Source organism: Modestobacter marinus (assembly GCF_011758655.1).
GTDB classification, from domain to species: domain Bacteria; phylum Actinomycetota; class Actinomycetes; order Mycobacteriales; family Geodermatophilaceae; genus Modestobacter; species Modestobacter marinus.
In genome coordinates this window covers 44456-59820 of record NZ_JAAMPA010000003.1, presented here as the reverse complement: position 1 = coordinate 59820, position 15365 = coordinate 44456, and the positions used below count along the sequence as shown (strand labels likewise).

Here is a 15365-nt window from a genome sequence, read left to right as displayed (position 1 = left end):
CGGTCAGGTGCGGCACGATCCCCTCATGACCGAGACCGCACCCGGCATCGACACGGCCCCCGTCCGCCTCGTCCCCGGTGACCCGGCTCCGGAGTTCACCCTCCCGGACGCCGACGGCACACCGGTCTCGCTGTCGTCCTACCGGGGCCGCCGGGTCATCGTGTACTGCTACCCGGCGGCGCTGACCCCGGGCTGCACCGTCCAGGCCGTCGACTTCACCGCCGCGGCCGGCGACCTGGCCGAGGCCGGCCTCGACATCATCGGCGTCTCCCCCGACGCCCCGGAGAAGCTGAGCCGCTTCCGGGAGCAGGAGGAGCTGTCGATCACCCTGGTCTCCGACCCGGAGAAGCAGGTCCTGACCGCCTACGGCGCCTACGGCCCGAAGAAGCTGTACGGCAAGGAGGTCGTCGGGGTGATCCGGTCGACCTTCGTCGTCGGCGCGGACGGCCGGATCGAGAAGGCCTCCTACAACGTCAAGGCCACCGGGCACGTGGCGAAGCTGATGCGCGACCTCGGCATCGACTGACGCTCCGCTCACCGGGGCGCGCCTCCGGGCGGGGCCGGCTGTCCAGGGGCTGGGACGGCGCTGGTCAGCGGGGCCCGGCTCGGGCAGGGTCGTGGCATGAGTGATCAGATCGGCGTCACCGGGCTCGCGGTCATGGGCGCCAACCTCGCCCGCAACCTCGCCCGGCACGGCCACCAGGTGGTCCTGCACAACCGCAGCAGGGGGCGCACCGACGCCCTCGTCGAGCAGCACGGCAGCGAGGGCGACTTCGTGCCGACCGGTTCGGTGGAGGAGTTCGTCGGCGCCCTCCAGCGGCCGCGCAAGATCATCATCATGGTGCAGGCCGGTCCGGCCACCGACGCCGTCATCGACGAGATCGCCCCGCTGCTGGACGAGGGCGACGTGCTGATGGACGGCGGCAACGCGCTGTTCACCGACACGATCCGGCGCACCGAGGCGCTCACCGCCCGGGGCCTGCACTTCGTCGGCACCGGGATCAGCGGCGGCGAGGAGGGCGCGCTCAACGGGCCGAGCATCATGCCCGGCGGCTCCAAGGAGGCCTACGAGCTGGTCGGCCCCCTGCTGGAGTCGATCGCCGCCGTCGTCGACGGCGAACCGTGCTGCACCCACGTCGGGGCCAGCGGCGCCGGCCACTTCGTGAAGATGGTGCACAACGGCATCGAGTACGCCGACATGCAGCTCATCGCCGAGGCCTACGACCTGCTGCGCCAGGGGCTCGAGCTGACCCCCGCGGAGATCGGTGACGTCTTCGCCGGCTGGAACGAGGGCGACCTCGAGAGCTACCTGATCGAGATCACCGCGCAGGTGCTGCGGCACACCGACGCCGAGTCCGGCGGGCCGTTCGTCGACATCGTGCTGGACGAGGCCGAGCAGAAGGGCACCGGTCGCTGGACCGTGCAGTCCGCGCTCGACCTGGGCGTGCCGGTCAGCGGCATCGCCGAGGCCGTCTTCGCCCGGGCGCTGTCCGGCCACCGGGAGCAGCGGCAGGCGGCGCAGAAGGTGCTGCCGGGGCCCGACCGCCAGTGGGACGAGCAGGTGGCCGACAAGGACGCCTTCATCGAGTCGGTCCGCCAGGCGCTGTACGCCTCCAAGGTGGTCGCCTACGCCCAGGGGTTCGACCAGATCACCCAGGGCGCCGACCACCACGGCTGGGACATCGACCGGGCCGCGCTGGCCAAGATCTGGCGCGGCGGCTGCATCATCCGGGCCCGCTTCCTGGACCGGATCAGCCAGGTCTTCACCGACGAGCCCGACGTGACCACGCTGCTGACCAACGACTACTTCCGCGGCGCGGTCAGCGAGGGCCAGGAGAGCTGGCGGCAGGTCGTGGCCGGCGCGGCCCGGCACGGGGTGCCGGTGCCCGGCTTCGCCAGCGCCCTGGCCTACTACGACGGCCTGCGGGCCGAGCGGCTGCCCGCCGCGCTGATCCAGGGCCTGCGCGACCTGTTCGGTGCGCACACCTACCGGCGCACCGACCGCGAGGGCTCCTTCCACACCATGTGGGGCGAGGACGGCCGCGAGGTGCAGACCGGCTGACCGCCCCCGGTCGGGCGGGGCCCGTCCTGCGGGACGGGCCCCGCCGGCGCGGTCACGTCCCGTTCTCGGCCGCCTTGGCGCGGGCGCGGCGCTTTCCCTCGTGCATCGCGGCGACCCGGGCGACCGGGATGGTGTGCCCCTCGGCGACCAGGTCGGCCGGCAGCTCCTGCGGCTCGGGCAGCGCCGCCGCCCACGGGTCGCCGTCCCCGATCCGGTCCCGCGCGGTGCGCACGGTGACGTCGCCGGGCCGGACGTCGTCCAGTGCGTCCCAGCCCACCGGCGTGGACACCGGCAGCCCGGGCCGCACCCGGGGGCTGTAGGCGGCGGCGATCGTGCCACGGCCGGAGCGGGTCGAGTCGACGAACACCCGGTCCCCCCGCTCGGCCACCACGTAGGCGGTGGTCGCCAGGTCCGGGTCGAGCCGCTCGGCCCGGGCGGCCAGGGCCCGGGTGGCGGCGGCGACGTCCTCGGCCGGCGACCCGTGCACCGGGACGACGACGTGCAGCCCCGTCGACCCGCTGGTCTTCACCGCCGCCGCCAGCCCGGCGTCGGCGAGCGCGCGGCGGCACAGCCGGGCGGTGCGCACGACCACGTCGAACGGCGCGCCGTCGGGCGGGTCGAGGTCGAGTACCAGCCCGGTGGGCTGCTCCTCCCCCACCCGGCTGAACGGCACGTGGTACTCCACGGCCCGCTGGTTGGCCAGCCACAGCAGGGTGCGCCTGTCCTCGACCAGCACCTGGTGCACCTCGCGGTGGGCCCGGTCGGACCAGGTGGCCACCGTTCGGACCCACTCCGGCGCGCCCTTCGGCACGTCGCGCTGGATGAACGGGGCGGCGCCGGGCCGCACCCGAGTGATCGTCAGCGGCCGCCCGGCGAGCAGCGGCACGAGCCGGTCGGCGAAGGCGTCCAGGTGGTCGACCAGCTCGCGCTTGGTCACCTCGAGCCCGTCGCCCAGCGGGGAGTCCAGGCTGCTCAGCCGGACGCCGTCCCGTTCCTCGTCGCTGCTGGCCACCCGGTCACCGTGCCGCGCGGCGCCGCACAGGGCAACCGGACCGGACGGCGTCCGACCGCACCCACGACTGACCTCCGGCACCAACGCTGGTGCGGGAGGCCAGCATTGGATCAGGTCAGGTGGGTTCAGGTGGTCGTTGCATCACCGGTTGGTTGAGGTGGTGAGAGTAGGTCGTTTAGGGCTTCGGCGGGGGTGCGCCAGCCGAGGGTCTGGCGGGGTCGTCCGTTGAGTTCGGCGGCGACCATCGCCAGGTCGGTGGGGGTGTGCGCGGTGAGGTCGGTGCCTTTGGGGAAGTACTGGCGGAGCAGTCCGTTGGTGTTCTCGTTGCTGCCGCGCTGCCAGGGTGAGTGCGGGTCGCAGAAGTAGATGGGCAGGTCCGCGGCGAGGGTGATGTCGGCGTGCCGGCGCATTTCCAGGCCTTGGTCCCAGGTCAGGGACAGTCGCAGGTGCTTGGGCAGTTGCCCGATGCCGGCGATGATGGCTTCTTGCAGGGCCAGTGGGTCGGGCTTGGTCCCGGGCAGGTGCAGCAGGATGCAGAACCGGGTGGTGCGCTCCACCAGGGTGCCGATGTAGGACTTGTTGGCCTTGCCGGCGATCAGGTCGCCTTCCCAGTGCCCGGGGACGGCGCGGTCGGCGGCCTCGGCGGGGCGTTCACTGATCATGATCTTGCCGGGGATGCGGCGGTTGGGGTCGGATCGGCCATCGATGCGGCGGCGGGGGCGGCGGATCGCGCGCCCGGTGCGCAGGCAGGCAGCCAGTTCCCGGCGCAGCAGGCCTCGGCCCTGGACGTAGAGGGCCTGGTAGATGGCCTCGTGGGAGGGGCGCATGGCTGGTTCGTCGGGGAACTCGATGGCCAGGCGCATGGCGATCTGGCGCGGTGAGTACTTGCGCTCCAGATCGGCCTGCACCCGTTCCCGCAGCGGCTCATGGGCCAGCTTGAACGGCTTGGGGCGGGCACCGCGGGTCTCGGCGTCGACCTGGGCCTGGACTGCCCGGTAGGGCCGGTCGGGATGGGCCTGGGCCCACAGGCCCAGCTCGCGGCTGACCGTCGTGGCCGCACGCCCCAGCTGACGGGCGATCTGCCGGGCGGACTGGCCAGCAGCCAGCCCGACCGCGATCTCCTCCCGCTCGCTCAGCGACAGGAACCGGCCCGAAGGCTCGGTGATCTCCAGCGGTGGCACCCCACCAGCTTCCCGGAACCACCGTCGACCGCGCTGCCCACCGACCCGGGATCGCCGAGCGGCTGCCTCCGTCGGCAGCCCCTCAGCGATCCCCTCCCAGAACACCCGCTGATTTGCCCTCGTCACGGCCATCGACAGCACCCCTCAACTGGGGTGATGCAACGACCCCCTGACACCGAGTCACCTGATCACTGCTGGGGGTCACCCGGGAGGCAGGTGGGCGGCGGGCGTCAGATGTCGTGGACGGCGGCGTGCCGGGCCAGCTCGGCGGCCGGGAACACCGACCGCGCCCCGGCCAGCTGCGCCTCGGCGTCGACCCACGCGGGCACGTGCGTGACGATCAGCCGGCCGACCCCGGCCGCGGCCGCGAGCTCCCCGGCCTCCCGGCCGGTCAGGTGCAGCCCCGGGGGCAGGTCGGGGACGTCGGGGTAGGCGGCCTCCGCCAGCAGCACGTCGGCACCGCGGGCCAGCTCCACGACGGCGTCCGACGGGCCGGTGTCACCGGTGTAGACCAGCGAGCGGCCGCCGGCGGTCAGCCGCACGGCGTAGCACTCGACCGGGTGCGCCGTCCGCACCGTCCGCACCTCGAACGGCCCGATCGACCAGCTGCCCGGGCCGACCGGGGTGACGTCGAAGACGTCGTCGATCGGCCCGCCGTCGGCGTCGTAGGCGGCCGCCAGCCGGCGGTCGGCGCCGACCGGCGCGTACAGCGGCACGGCGCGGCCGTCGGAGCGACCGGAGTAGCGGTGCCAGACGATGAACGGCGCCGCATCCAGGCAGTGGTCGGCGTGCAGGTGGCTGAGGTAGACGGCGTCGACCCGGCCGGGGTCGGTGATCCCCTGCAGGGCGCCGAAGGACCCGTTGCCGAGGTCCAGCAGCAGCGCGAACTCCTCGTGCTCCACCAGGTAGCAGGACGCCGGCGAGGACGGGCCGGGAGCGCTGCCGGAGCAGCCGACGACGGTCAGCCTCACGCGCCGGCCTCCGCACCCGCACGCAGGACGGCGTCGACCTCGGGACCCAGGAACCGCCGGCCGAGCCGGGCGAAGGGCTCGGGGTCGCCGGTGGCGAGGAACCGGTGCACCGGCGGCGGGCCCTCCGGGTCGCGCAGCAGGTCGGTCCGGGTCAGCACCCGGTACACGTCCTTGGCCGTCTCCTCCGCGCTGGACACCAGCGTGACCTCCTCGCCCAGCACCAGCGACAGCACGCCGGTGAGCAACGGATAGTGGGTGCAGCCGAGCACGACGGTGTCGACGCCGGCCGCCAGCAGCGGGTCCAGGTAGGACTGCGCCAGCCCGACGAGCTGCCGGCCGCTGGTGGTCCCGCGCTCGACGAAGTCGACGAAGCTGGGACAGGCGGCGCTGGTGACGGTCAGCTGCGGTGCGGCGGCGAAGGCGTCCTCGTAGGCGCCGCTGGTGACGGTGGCCTGGGTGGCGATGACGCCCACCCGGCCGTTGCGCGTCGCGGCGGTCGCCCGGCGGACGGCGGGGAGCACCACCTCGACCACCGGGACGTCGTAGCGCTCCCGGGCGTCGCCCAGGCAGGCCGCGCTGGCGGAGTTGCAGGCGATGACCAGCATCTTCACCCCGTCGGCGACCAGCTGGTCCATGGCGGCGAGCGAGTGCCGGCGCACGTCCGCGATCGGCCGGGGGCCGTAGGGGCTGTGCGCGGTGTCGCCGAGGTAGCGGACGGCCTCGTGCGGGAGCTGGTCGAGGACCGCGCGGGCCACGGTGAGCCCACCGACCCCGGAGTCGAAGATCCCGATGGGCGCGTCGGCCCCCGTCGTCGCAGTGCTCATGTCGGCAGCCAGGCTAACGGCCCGGTCGGACATCTCCCGGCGGACGGGCTGAGACGGCGGTCTCAGCCCGCGGGCAGGTCAGGGGCGACGCAGCAGCGCGGCGTCCGGCAGCAGCAGCCCGCCGGGGGTCCAGCGGGCGCCGGTCAGGTCCCGGACGACGGCGGGCGCGTCGCTGTCCAGCGCCGTCCGGCCGATGCCCAGCACGGTGGCGCCGGCCGCCAGCCCCGCGCTGACCCCGCTCGGGCTGTCCTCGAGCACGATCAGGTCACCCGGGGGGACACCGAGCCGGCCCGCGCCGGTCAGGTACGGCTCGGGGTGGGGCTTGCCCTCGACGACGTCCTCGGCGGTCACCACGACCTCGGGCACCGGGACACCGGCGGCGCGCAGCCTCGCGGTGGCGAGCTCACGGACGCCGGAGGTGACCACGGCCCAGGGGACGTCGCCGAGCTGGGCGACGAGGTCCCGGACGCCGGGGACGGCGACCGTGCCGGCGACGTCCTCCAGCTCGTAGCGGGTGATCAGCTCGGTCGACCGGGCCACGTCCTCGGGCTTGACGAACACCGCGACCGTGTCGGCGGCCCGGCGTCCGGGCACCGCGGCCAGCACCTCGGCCGGGTCCAGCCCGGAGTCGACCGCCCAGCGCGACCAGGACCGCACCACGCTGGGCTCGGAGTCGACGAGCACCCCGTCGTTGTCGAACAGCAGTCCCCGCGCCTCCAGCAGGAGGCCACCGCCCGGTGTCGTGTGGGAGCGGCCGCCTCGCAGGGGCCCGCCGCGAGCCTGCGAGCGGTGGGGGGCGAGGTGGTCCTTGCTCACGCCCACAGCTGGCCTTCGAGCGCGGCGCTGGCCTCCTCGAGCGTGCCGGCGTAGGCCCCGGTCGACAGGTACTTCCACCCGCCGTCGCAGACGATGAAGACGATGTCGGCCTTGCGGCCGGCCGCGACCTCCTTGTCGGCGACGCCGAGGGCCGCGTGCAGGATCGCCCCGGTCGAGATGCCGGCGAAGATGCCCTCGCGCTCGACGAGCTGCCGGGTGCGGTGGATCGCGTCGTCCGGCCCGACGGAGAACCGCGAGTCCAGCAGGTCGGCGTCGTAGAGCTCGGGGATGAACCCCTCGTCGATGTTGCGCAGGCCGTAGACGAGCTCGCCGTAGCGCGGCTCGGCGGCGATGACCTGGACGTCGGGCTTCTTCTCCCGCAGGTACCGGGAGACGCCCATCAGCGTGCCGGTGGTGCCCAGCCCGGCCACGAAGTGGGTGATCGAGGGCATGTCGGCCAGGATCTCCGGGCCGGTGCCGCTGTAGTGCGCCTCGGCGTTGGCCGGGTTGCCGTACTGGTAGAGCATCACCCAGTCGTCGTGCTCGGCGGCCAGCCCCTTGGCGACGGCGACGGCCTGGTTGCTGCCGCCGGCGGCCGGGGAGCTGATGATCCGCGCGCCGTACATCTCCAGCAGCTGGCGCCGCTCGATGGAGGTGTTCTCCGGCATCACGCAGATGAGCTGGTAGCCGCGCTGCCGGGCGACCATGGCCAGCGAGATGCCGGTGTTGCCGCTGGTCGGCTCCAGGATCGTGCTGCCCGGCTGCAGCCGCCCCTCCTTCTCCGCCGCCTCCACCATCGCGATGGCGGCCCGGTCCTTGATCGAACCGGTGGGGTTGTGGTCCTCGAGCTTGGCCCACAACCGGACGTCGGGGGTGGGCGACAGCGCCGGCAGCCCCACCAGCGGGGTGTTGCCGAGCGAGTCGACGAGGGAGGCGAAGCGGGCCATGCGGGTCTCCTGGAGTTGCGGTGCCGGGCGGGGAGGCTCCGGGTCAGCAGCCGCCGGCGACGGCGGGCAGGATCGTGACCGAGTCGCCGTCCTTGACCGAGGTGTCCAGCGCACCGGTGAAGCGCACGTCCTCGTCGTTGACGTAGACGTTCACGAAGCGGTGCAGCTTGCCCTCGTCGGTCACCAGGCGGCCCTTGATGCCGGGGTGCTGGCTGTCGATGTCGTCGACCAGCGCGCCGAGCGTGTCGCCGTTGCCCTGGACGGTCTTGTTGCCGCCCGTGTGGGTGCGCAGGATGGTCGGGATGCGGACCTCGATGGCCATGACGTGGGAACTCCTTCTCGCGGGGTGACAGGGGTCGCGCGCAGAGCGCGCAGTGACGACTGCTGGGGGGAACGTCGCCGGACAGCCAACGATTCCGTCAGCCGCCCGGCCCTCCTGCAGGGGCCCGCCGCGAGCCTGCGAGCGGTGGGGGGCAGGAGGGTCCTTTCTCAGTCGTAGACGACGGTGGTCGGCGAGTGGCCGAACAGGTAGGACTCGACGACGTCGACGTCCTCCTCGCGGACCTGGCCGTCGACGATCCGGAAGCTGCGGAACTCGACCTCGTCGCCGGCCAGGCCGGTGCGGGCGCCGTGCTCGCGGGTGGAGACCAGCACGTAGTGCGCCTCGGGCTCGGAGGCGTAGCTGATGTCGGTGCGCGAGGGGTGGGCCTCGGTGGCGGTGTGCGAGTGGTAGATGACCACGGGGACCTCGTCCCGGTCGTCCATCTCGCGGTACAGCTTCAGCAGGTCGGCGCTGTCGAACTCGTAGAACGTCGGCGAGCGCGCCGCGTTCAGCATCGGGATGAAGCGCTCCGGCCGGTCGCTGCCCTCGGGACCGGCGACGACACCACAGGCCTCGTCCGGGTGGTCTTCCCGGGCGTGGGCCACGATGGCGTCGTAGGTCGCGCGGTCGATGCGCAGCACACCACCACTGTAGGCGGCGCCGTCGGCCGGTGTCCTCCCCGCCCCGGACGGACGCCGGAGAGGGCGACCGGCGGAGGAACGGGTTGCGTCCGGGAGGTGTCCGACCGATAACGTCGCCGACCGTGGTGATCGAGGTGCTCATGGTGGTCGGCGTCGTCCTGGTCGCGCTGCCGGCGCTGGTCATCGGATCGGCCCGGCTGTTCCACCGCAGTGGCCGCGCGAGCACCGACCAGCGGACCGACCGGGTCGAGCTGGTGCTCGTGGTGCTCGGCCGGCTCCTCGGGCTGGTGCTGCTGGCCGCCCTGTCCGGCATCACCCTGCTGTCCTGCATCGGCGCCCTGGTGCAGGACGTGACCGTGCACAGCCTGGTCTACGTGTTCTTCGTCGCCGACCTGCTCGTCGCCATCCTGGTGCTGCTCACCGTCGGCCGCCTCGACCGGCGGCCAAGGCGTCGATCAACGACCCCTGCACGGCGGTGAGCCAGTAGTAGACGGCCAGCTGCGAGCTCTCGTCGTCCGCCCCGTCCCCCGTGGCGTCGATCTCCGGGGGCTCGGTCTCGGCGGTGATGCCCAGCCGGGTGCCCATCGCCAGCCGGAGGTCGTTGGTGGTGCGCAGCCAGGCACGCGCCTGCTCGGCGTCCAGCCGCACCTCACCGCCGTCCGGCGGCACGGTGGCCCGGACCGTCGCCAGGTCGTCGGCCTTGCCGCTGCGCAGCCCGGCCTCGGTCAGGTCGCGGAACTCGGCGGCCAGCTCCGGGTCGGTGGCGTGACCGCTGGGCAGCAGCCGCGCCAGGACCGGGTCGCCCCCCGAGTCAGCCGGGTCGGCGGCCAGCAGCTGCTCCAGCTGGTCCAGCAGCAGGCCCACGATGTCGGCCTCGGCGTCGGCCAGCCGGCCCACCAGCTCCTCGCCCTTGCGGCGGAACGGCTTCATCGGACCTCCTCGCCGGCGTGCGTCGGCCTACCGGCGGCGCTCACGTGTCCCGCTGGTAGGTCGCCCACAAGCCGTAGGCGTGCAGCCGGTTGGTGTCGTGCTCCATCCGCTCCCGCGGGCCGGAGCTGACGATCGCCTTGCCCTCGTTGTGCACCTGCAGCATGAGCTCCGTCGCGGTCGCCTCGTCGTACCCGAAGAGCTCCTGGAGGACGAAGGTCACGTAGGTCATCAGGTTGACCGGGTCGTCCCAGACGACGGTGACCCAGGGTCGGTCGAGGGCGGACTCCTCCCCCGTCGTCGTCTCGGGCACCCGTTCGGGCGCGAGCGGTCCGGCCACGGGAGCACTCTAGGACGACCGCCTCCCGCGGGGCAGCCGGTGGGCACCTATCGTGCTGCTCCATGTCGCAGCGCCCGCCGCTCAGCCCCGCCATGCTCACCGATCGCTACGAGCTGACGATGCTGGCCGCCGCCCTGGCCGACGGGACCGCCGAGCGGGACAGCGTCTTCGAGGTCTTCGCCCGCCGCCTCCCGCACGGCCGCCGGTACGGGGTGCTCGCCGGCACCGGCCGGTTTCTGGACGCGCTGGCCGACTTCCGCTTCGGGGACGCCGAGATCGACGCGCTGCGGCGGCAGGGCCTGGACGACCCGCGACTGCTGGAGCACCTGGCCGGCTTCCGGTTCACCGGGGACGTCGACGGCTACGCCGAGGGCGACCTCTACTTCCCCGGCTCGCCGGTGCTCACCGTGCGGGCCCCGTTCGGCCAGGCGGTCCTGCTGGAGACCCTGGTCCTGTCGATGCTGAACCACGACAGCGCCATCGCCGCGGCCGGCGCCCGGATGATCGGCGCCGCCTGTGGCCGCCCGTGCATCGAGATGGGCTCCCGGCGCACGCACGAGGAGGCCGCCGTCGCGGCTGCCCGGGCCGCGGCCCTGGTCGGCTTCTCGGCGACGTCGAACCTGGCCGCCGGCGCCCGGTACGGCATCCCCACCACCGGCACCAGCGCCCACGCGTTCACCCTGCTGCACGACGACGAGGCGGCGGCGTTCCGCGCCCAGCTGGACACCCTCGGGGTCGGGACGACGCTGCTGGTCGACACCTACGACACCGAGCAGGGCATCCGGACGGCGGTCGAGGTGGCCGGCCCGGAGCTCGGCGCCGTCCGGCTGGACTCCGGTGACCTCGCCATCGAGGCCACCCGCGCCCGGGAGCTGCTGGACTCCCTCGGCGCGACGGCCACCAAGGTCATCGTCACCAGCGACCTGGACGAGTACGCGATCGCCGCGCTCGCCGCCGCCCCGGTCGACGGCTACGGGGTGGGCACCTCGCTGGTGACCGGCTCCGGCTCCCCCACCGTCGGGATGGTCTACAAGCTCGTGTCCCGCGACGGCGTGCCGGTGGCCAAGAACTCCGTGGGCAAGCGCTCGGTGGGCGGCCGCAAGCACGCCGTCCGGCGGCACGACGCCCACGGGACGGCGACGGTCGAGGTGGTGAGCGCGGCGCCCATCGCCACCGGGGAGCACGACCGCGACCTGATCCGCCCGCTGGTCCGCGGTGGGGAGCTCGTCGAGCCGCGGACCCCGGCCGAGGCCCTGGCCGCGGCGCAGGAGCTGCACCGGCAGGCGCGCAGCGCCCTGCCGGGCGAGGCGTGGTCGCTGTCCCGGGGCGAGCCGGCGATCGACACCGTGGCCGGGTAGTCGGGGGTCCTGCCTCCCGGAGGTCACCACCGGGGCAGGATGGGGGGATGACCCGGGCCCTGGTGATCGTGGACGTGCAGAACGACTTCTGCGAGGGCGGGAGCCTCGCCGTCGACGGCGGCACCGCCGTCGCGCGGGCGATCAGCGCGCACGTCGGCGCCACCGAGTACGCGCACGTCGTCGCCACCCGCGACCACCACGTCGACCCGGGTGGCCACTTCTCCGAGCAGCCGGACTACCTGGAGACCTGGCCGCCGCACTGCGTCGTCGGCACGTCCGGGGGCGAGCTGCACTCGGACCTGGACCGGCGGCCGATCGAGGCGGTCTTCGACAAGGGCGAGTACGCGGCCGCCTACTCCGGCTTCGAGGGCTCCTTCGACGGGCAGTCGCTGGCCGACTGGCTGCGCGCCCACGACGTCGACGCGATCGACATCGCGGGCATCGCCACCGACCACTGCGTGCGGGCCACCGCGCTGGACGGGGTAGCCGCCGGGTTCGTCACCCGGGTGCTGCTGGACCTCACCGCGGGTGTCTCCCCGGCCACGACCGAGGCGGCGCTGGAGCAGCTCCGCACCGCCGGCGTGGAGCTGCACACGTCGTCGTCCTGACCGACGGCACCGCGGCCATGACCCGGCCGGCGGGGTGGCGGGTCACACCGCGTCCAGCACCTCGTCCCTGGTGAAGCCGAGCACCTGCAGGACGGCGTCCAGGTAGGGCTGGTTCAGCGCGGCGTGCGCCTGGTCGCGCACGAAGGGCTTGGCGTTGAAGGCGATGCCCAGCCCGGCGGCGTTGAGCATGTCCAGGTCGTTGGCGCCGTCGCCCACCGCGACCGTCTGGTCCAGCGGGACGCCGTGCTCGGCGGCGAAACGGGCCAGCGCGCGCGCCTTGCCCGCCCGGTCGACGACCTCACCGACGAGCCCGCCGGTGAGCCGGCCGTCGGCCACCTCGAGGGTGTTGGCGGCGGCGAAGTCCAGGCCGAGCTCGGCGGCCAGCGGGTCGGTGATCTGGCTGAACCCGCCGCTGACGATGCCGCAGCGGAACCCCAGCCGCTGCAGCGTGCGGATCAGCGTGCGGGCGCCCGGGGTGAGGACCAGGTGCGCACGGACCTCCTCCAGCACGCCCACCGGCAGCCCGGCGAGCACGGCGACCCGCGCCCGCAGGGACTCCTCGAAGTCCAGCTCGCCGTTCATCGCCGCCGCGGTGATCCGGGCGACCTCGGCGGCCCGGCCGGCCCGGGCGGCCAGCTCGTCGATCACCTCCCCGCGCACCAGGGTCGAGTCGACGTCCAGCACGATCAGCCGCTTGCCGCGCCGGGCCAGGCCGACCTGTTCCACGGCGATGTCGGTCCCGGTCTCCGCCGCGACCGTGGCCAGCGCCGTGCGCAGCTCGGTGGAGGCGGCGCCGGAGACGGTCAGCTCGAAGCTGGTCACCGGGTAGTCCGACAGCCGGCGGATCGCCTCGATGTTGCCGCCCACCCCGGCGATGGCGCGCGCGGCACCGGCGACGGCAGCCGGTGGGACCGGGCGGCCGAGCACGATGACGTGGTGGCGGGCGGTGCGCTCCTGGCGGGCGCTGCCGGCCGCGGTGGGCTGCACGCTCACCTGCACGCCGGTCCGCGCCGCCACCTCGGCGACGGTGGCGCGCAGCCGGTCGGCGAGCAGCCCGTCGGGGGAACCGGCCGGGCTGCCGACGACGACGCCCAGCACCAGCTGGCCGTGCACCACGACCTGCTCCACGTCGAGGACCTCGACCGGGTGCGGGCCGAGCTCGTCCAGCGCGGCGAACAGTGCCGCGGTCACCCCGGGCCGGTCGCTGCCGGTCACGGTGAGCAGGGCCCCGTCGGACGGCGGGGGCACAGCAGTCGGGTCGGTCGGCGCTGGGGCGGTGGCGCGGTCGGTCACGCGGCCATCGTGCCGGACCGGTGAGCGCCCCCTGACCGCACCCCGACCTGCCCCCGGCCCCGGACGCACGGACGCCCCGCCAGCCAGCGGCTGACGGGGCGTCCGGGTGGGCCTCCTGAGGGCGCCGCCCTGGCGTGGGCGGCGGGGCTCAGGTCAGGTCGGGTCCTTGTCGTCGGCTCCCTGACGGGCGCCGCCGGTGAGACCGGCCTCGCTGGCGTAGGGCTGGTGCCCCTTGCCGGCGTGCGCCTCCATCTCCAGGCGGTCCCGCAGGTGCGGGTAGTGCAGCTCGAACGCGGGGCGCTCCGACCGGATCCGGGGGATCTCGACGAAGTTGTGCCGCGGCGGCGGGGACGACGTCGCCCACTCCAGCGAGTTGCCGTGACCCCAGGGGTCGTCGCGCAGCGCCAGCCGGCCGTGCTTCCACGACTTCACGACGTTGTAGACGAAGGGGATCACCGAGGCGCCCAGGATGAACGACCCGATGGTCGAGATCGTGTGCATCGTGGTGAAGGAGCCGTCGCCGTCGGTCGCGAGGTAGTCGGCGTACCGGCGCGGCATGCCCTCGTTGCCCAGCCAGTGCTGGATGAGGAACGTGGCGTGGAAGCCGATGAAGGTCAGCCAGAAGTGCAGCTTGCCGATCTTCTCGTCCATCATCCGGCCGCACATCTTGGGGAACCAGAAGTACAGGCCGGCGTAGGCGGCGAACACCACGGTGCCGAAGACGACGTAGTGGAAGTGGGCCACGACGAAGTAGCTGTCGTTGACGTGCCAGTCCAGCGGCGGGCTGGCCAGCAGCACACCGGTCAGGCCACCCAGCAGGAAGGTGATGAGGAAGCCGATCGAGAAGAGCATCGGCGTCTCGAAGGTGATCTGGCCCCGCCACATGGTGCCGATCCAGTTGAAGAACTTGATCCCGGTGGGCACCGCGATCAGGTACGTCAGGAAGGCGAAGAACGGCAGCAGCACCGCACCGGTGGCGAACATGTGGTGCGCCCACACCGCCAGCGACAGGGCGGTGATCGCGATCAGCGCGAAGACCATGCCCTTGTAGCCGAACAGCGGCTTGCGGCTGAAGACCGGGATGACCTCGCTGATGATGCCGAAGAACGGCAACGCGATGATGTAGACCTCGGGGTGACCGAAGAACCAGAACAGGTGCTGCCACAGCAGCGGCCCACCGTTCTCCGGGTTGTAGACCTGGGCGTCGAGGTGCCGGTCGGCCAGCAGCGCCATCAGCGCGGCGGTCAGGATCGGGAAGGCCAGCAGGATGAGGATGCTGGTGACCAGGGACGCCCAGGTGAAGATGGACATCCGGAACATCGTCAGGCCCGGCGCCCGCAGGCAGACGATCGTGGCGATGAAGTTGACGCCACCGAGGATCGTGCCCAGACCGCTGACCGCCAGGCCGGCGATCCACAGGTCACCACCGGCGCCGGGGCTGTGCACCCCGGTCGACAGCGGGGTGTAGGCGTACCAGCCGAAGTCGGCGGCGCCACCCGGGGTGAGGAAGCCGGAGACGGCGATCGAGGCCCCGAAGAAGAACAGCCAGAAGGAGAAGGCGTTCAGCCGCGGGAAGGCGACGTCGGGGGCACCCAGCTGCAGCGGCATGATCAGGTTCGCGAACGCGAAGAACATCGGCGTCGCGAAGAACAGCAGCATGATCGTGCCGTGCATGGTGACCAGCTGGTTGTACTGCTCGGGCGAGAGGAACTGCAGCTCCGGGCGGGCCAGCTCACCGCGCATCAGCAGTGCCATGAAGCCACCGACGAAGAACCAGATGAAGGCCACCGTGGTGTACATCAGGCCGATGGTCTTGTGGTCGGTGGTGCGCAGCAGACCGAGGAGCCGCGATCCCTTCTCGGCCTCGTGGGCCGGGCTCGGCCGGCTCACGATCGGGGCAGGTGCGATCGTCACGGTCGGAGCTTAGACGGTGACGTCGCGGCGGACGCGGCGGGAGGAGGAGCCGGTGCGGCGCGCCCCGGCGGGCTCCTCCGGGGCCCCCGCGCGTCGCCGGCCAGAAGTGCAGGTGGGAGCGCTGCGAGGTCTGCCGAGAGCACTCCCCC

Annotated in this window: 17 protein-coding genes; 5 read left to right on the top strand and 12 right to left on the bottom strand. The window is 73.2% G+C overall.

The window, feature by feature from the left end:
- The first annotated feature begins 25 nt into the window (after positions 1 to 25).
- Together bcp and gndA are read left to right on the top strand one after the other, a co-directional pair.
- Complete coding sequence (gene bcp, locus FB380_RS21225; protein ID WP_166757365.1) at positions 26 to 526, top strand: thioredoxin-dependent thiol peroxidase; 501 nt, start codon at positions 26 to 28, stop codon at positions 524 to 526.
- A gap of 96 nt (positions 527 to 622) precedes the next feature.
- On the top strand, positions 623 to 2062 hold the full coding sequence (gene gndA / locus FB380_RS21220) for an NADP-dependent phosphogluconate dehydrogenase (RefSeq protein WP_166757364.1): 1440 nt from the start codon (positions 623 to 625) through the stop codon (positions 2060 to 2062).
- A gap of 52 nt (positions 2063 to 2114) precedes the next feature.
- Here the strand turns inward: gndA and FB380_RS21215 are convergent, their stop codons facing one another.
- From FB380_RS21215 to FB380_RS21180, 8 genes are all read right to left on the bottom strand, one after another.
- Complete coding sequence (locus FB380_RS21215) at positions 2115 to 3074, bottom strand: DNA polymerase domain-containing protein (protein ID WP_166757363.1); 960 nt, start codon at positions 3072 to 3074, stop codon at positions 2115 to 2117.
- A 125-nt stretch (positions 3075 to 3199) separates the two neighbouring features.
- Positions 3200 to 4387, bottom strand: coding sequence for an IS30 family transposase (locus FB380_RS21210; RefSeq protein WP_243850108.1), 1188 nt, complete (start codon positions 4385 to 4387; stop codon positions 3200 to 3202).
- Between the two features lie 98 nt (positions 4388 to 4485).
- Positions 4486 to 5226, bottom strand: a complete 741-nt coding sequence (locus tag FB380_RS21205) for an MBL fold metallo-hydrolase (protein ID WP_166757362.1) — start codon at positions 5224 to 5226, stop codon at positions 4486 to 4488.
- Entirely contained in the window at positions 5223 to 6050 is an 828-nt protein-coding gene (gene murI / locus FB380_RS21200; RefSeq protein ID WP_166757361.1) for a glutamate racemase, read from the bottom strand. The genes FB380_RS21205 and murI overlap by 4 nt, the downstream gene beginning before the upstream one ends.
- A gap of 78 nt (positions 6051 to 6128) precedes the next feature.
- On the bottom strand, positions 6129 to 6866 hold the full coding sequence (locus FB380_RS21195) for an HAD-IA family hydrolase (protein ID WP_208383936.1): 738 nt from the start codon (positions 6864 to 6866) through the stop codon (positions 6129 to 6131).
- Positions 6863 to 7813 carry a PLP-dependent cysteine synthase family protein gene (locus tag FB380_RS21190; RefSeq protein WP_166757360.1) on the bottom strand — a complete coding sequence of 317 codons (951 nt, stop codon included), beginning with the start codon at positions 7811 to 7813 and terminating at the stop codon, positions 6863 to 6865. The genes FB380_RS21195 and FB380_RS21190 overlap by 4 nt, the downstream gene beginning before the upstream one ends.
- Positions 7814 to 7856: 43 nt before the next feature.
- A complete protein-coding gene (locus tag FB380_RS21185) occupies positions 7857 to 8135 on the bottom strand; it encodes a MoaD/ThiS family protein (protein ID WP_036333445.1) in 279 nt (92 codons plus the stop codon).
- A 167-nt stretch (positions 8136 to 8302) separates the two neighbouring features.
- Positions 8303 to 8776, bottom strand: coding sequence for a M67 family metallopeptidase (locus FB380_RS21180; protein ID WP_166757359.1), 474 nt, complete (start codon positions 8774 to 8776; stop codon positions 8303 to 8305).
- 122 nt (positions 8777 to 8898) lie between these two features.
- On the opposite strand from FB380_RS21180, the gene FB380_RS21175 reads away from it, so the two are divergent.
- Complete coding sequence (locus tag FB380_RS21175; protein WP_166757358.1) at positions 8899 to 9255, top strand: hypothetical protein; 357 nt, start codon at positions 8899 to 8901, stop codon at positions 9253 to 9255.
- Here the strand turns inward: FB380_RS21175 and FB380_RS21170 are convergent.
- Both FB380_RS21170 and clpS read right to left on the bottom strand, forming a co-directional pair.
- Complete coding sequence (locus FB380_RS21170; RefSeq protein ID WP_166757357.1) at positions 9194 to 9706, bottom strand: DUF2017 family protein; 513 nt, start codon at positions 9704 to 9706, stop codon at positions 9194 to 9196. The two genes, FB380_RS21175 and FB380_RS21170, sit on opposite strands and share 62 nt — an antisense overlap.
- 40 nt (positions 9707 to 9746) lie before the next feature.
- The gene (gene clpS, locus FB380_RS24215) at positions 9747 to 10043 is read right to left on the bottom strand and encodes an ATP-dependent Clp protease adapter ClpS (RefSeq protein WP_166757356.1); all 297 of its coding nucleotides are present in this window, start codon (positions 10041 to 10043) and stop codon (positions 9747 to 9749) included.
- A 62-nt stretch (positions 10044 to 10105) separates the two neighbouring features.
- On the opposite strand from clpS, the gene FB380_RS21160 reads away from it, so the two are divergent.
- Positions 10106 to 11401 carry a nicotinate phosphoribosyltransferase gene (locus FB380_RS21160; protein ID WP_166757355.1) on the top strand — a complete coding sequence of 432 codons (1296 nt, stop codon included), beginning with the start codon at positions 10106 to 10108 and terminating at the stop codon, positions 11399 to 11401.
- Positions 11402 to 11448: 47 nt separating this feature from the next.
- On the top strand, positions 11449 to 12009 hold the full coding sequence (locus FB380_RS21155; protein ID WP_166757354.1) for an isochorismatase family protein: 561 nt from the start codon (positions 11449 to 11451) through the stop codon (positions 12007 to 12009).
- Between the two features lie 42 nt (positions 12010 to 12051).
- Here FB380_RS21155 and serB read toward each other — a convergent pair whose 3' ends face one another.
- Both serB and ctaD read right to left on the bottom strand, forming a co-directional pair.
- A complete protein-coding gene (gene serB, locus FB380_RS21150) occupies positions 12052 to 13302 on the bottom strand; it encodes a phosphoserine phosphatase SerB (RefSeq protein ID WP_166757353.1) in 1251 nt (416 codons plus the stop codon).
- Between the two features lie 153 nt (positions 13303 to 13455).
- On the bottom strand, positions 13456 to 15216 hold the full coding sequence (gene ctaD, locus FB380_RS21145) for an aa3-type cytochrome oxidase subunit I (protein ID WP_166757352.1): 1761 nt from the start codon (positions 15214 to 15216) through the stop codon (positions 13456 to 13458).
- Positions 15217 to 15365 lie beyond the last annotated feature (149 nt).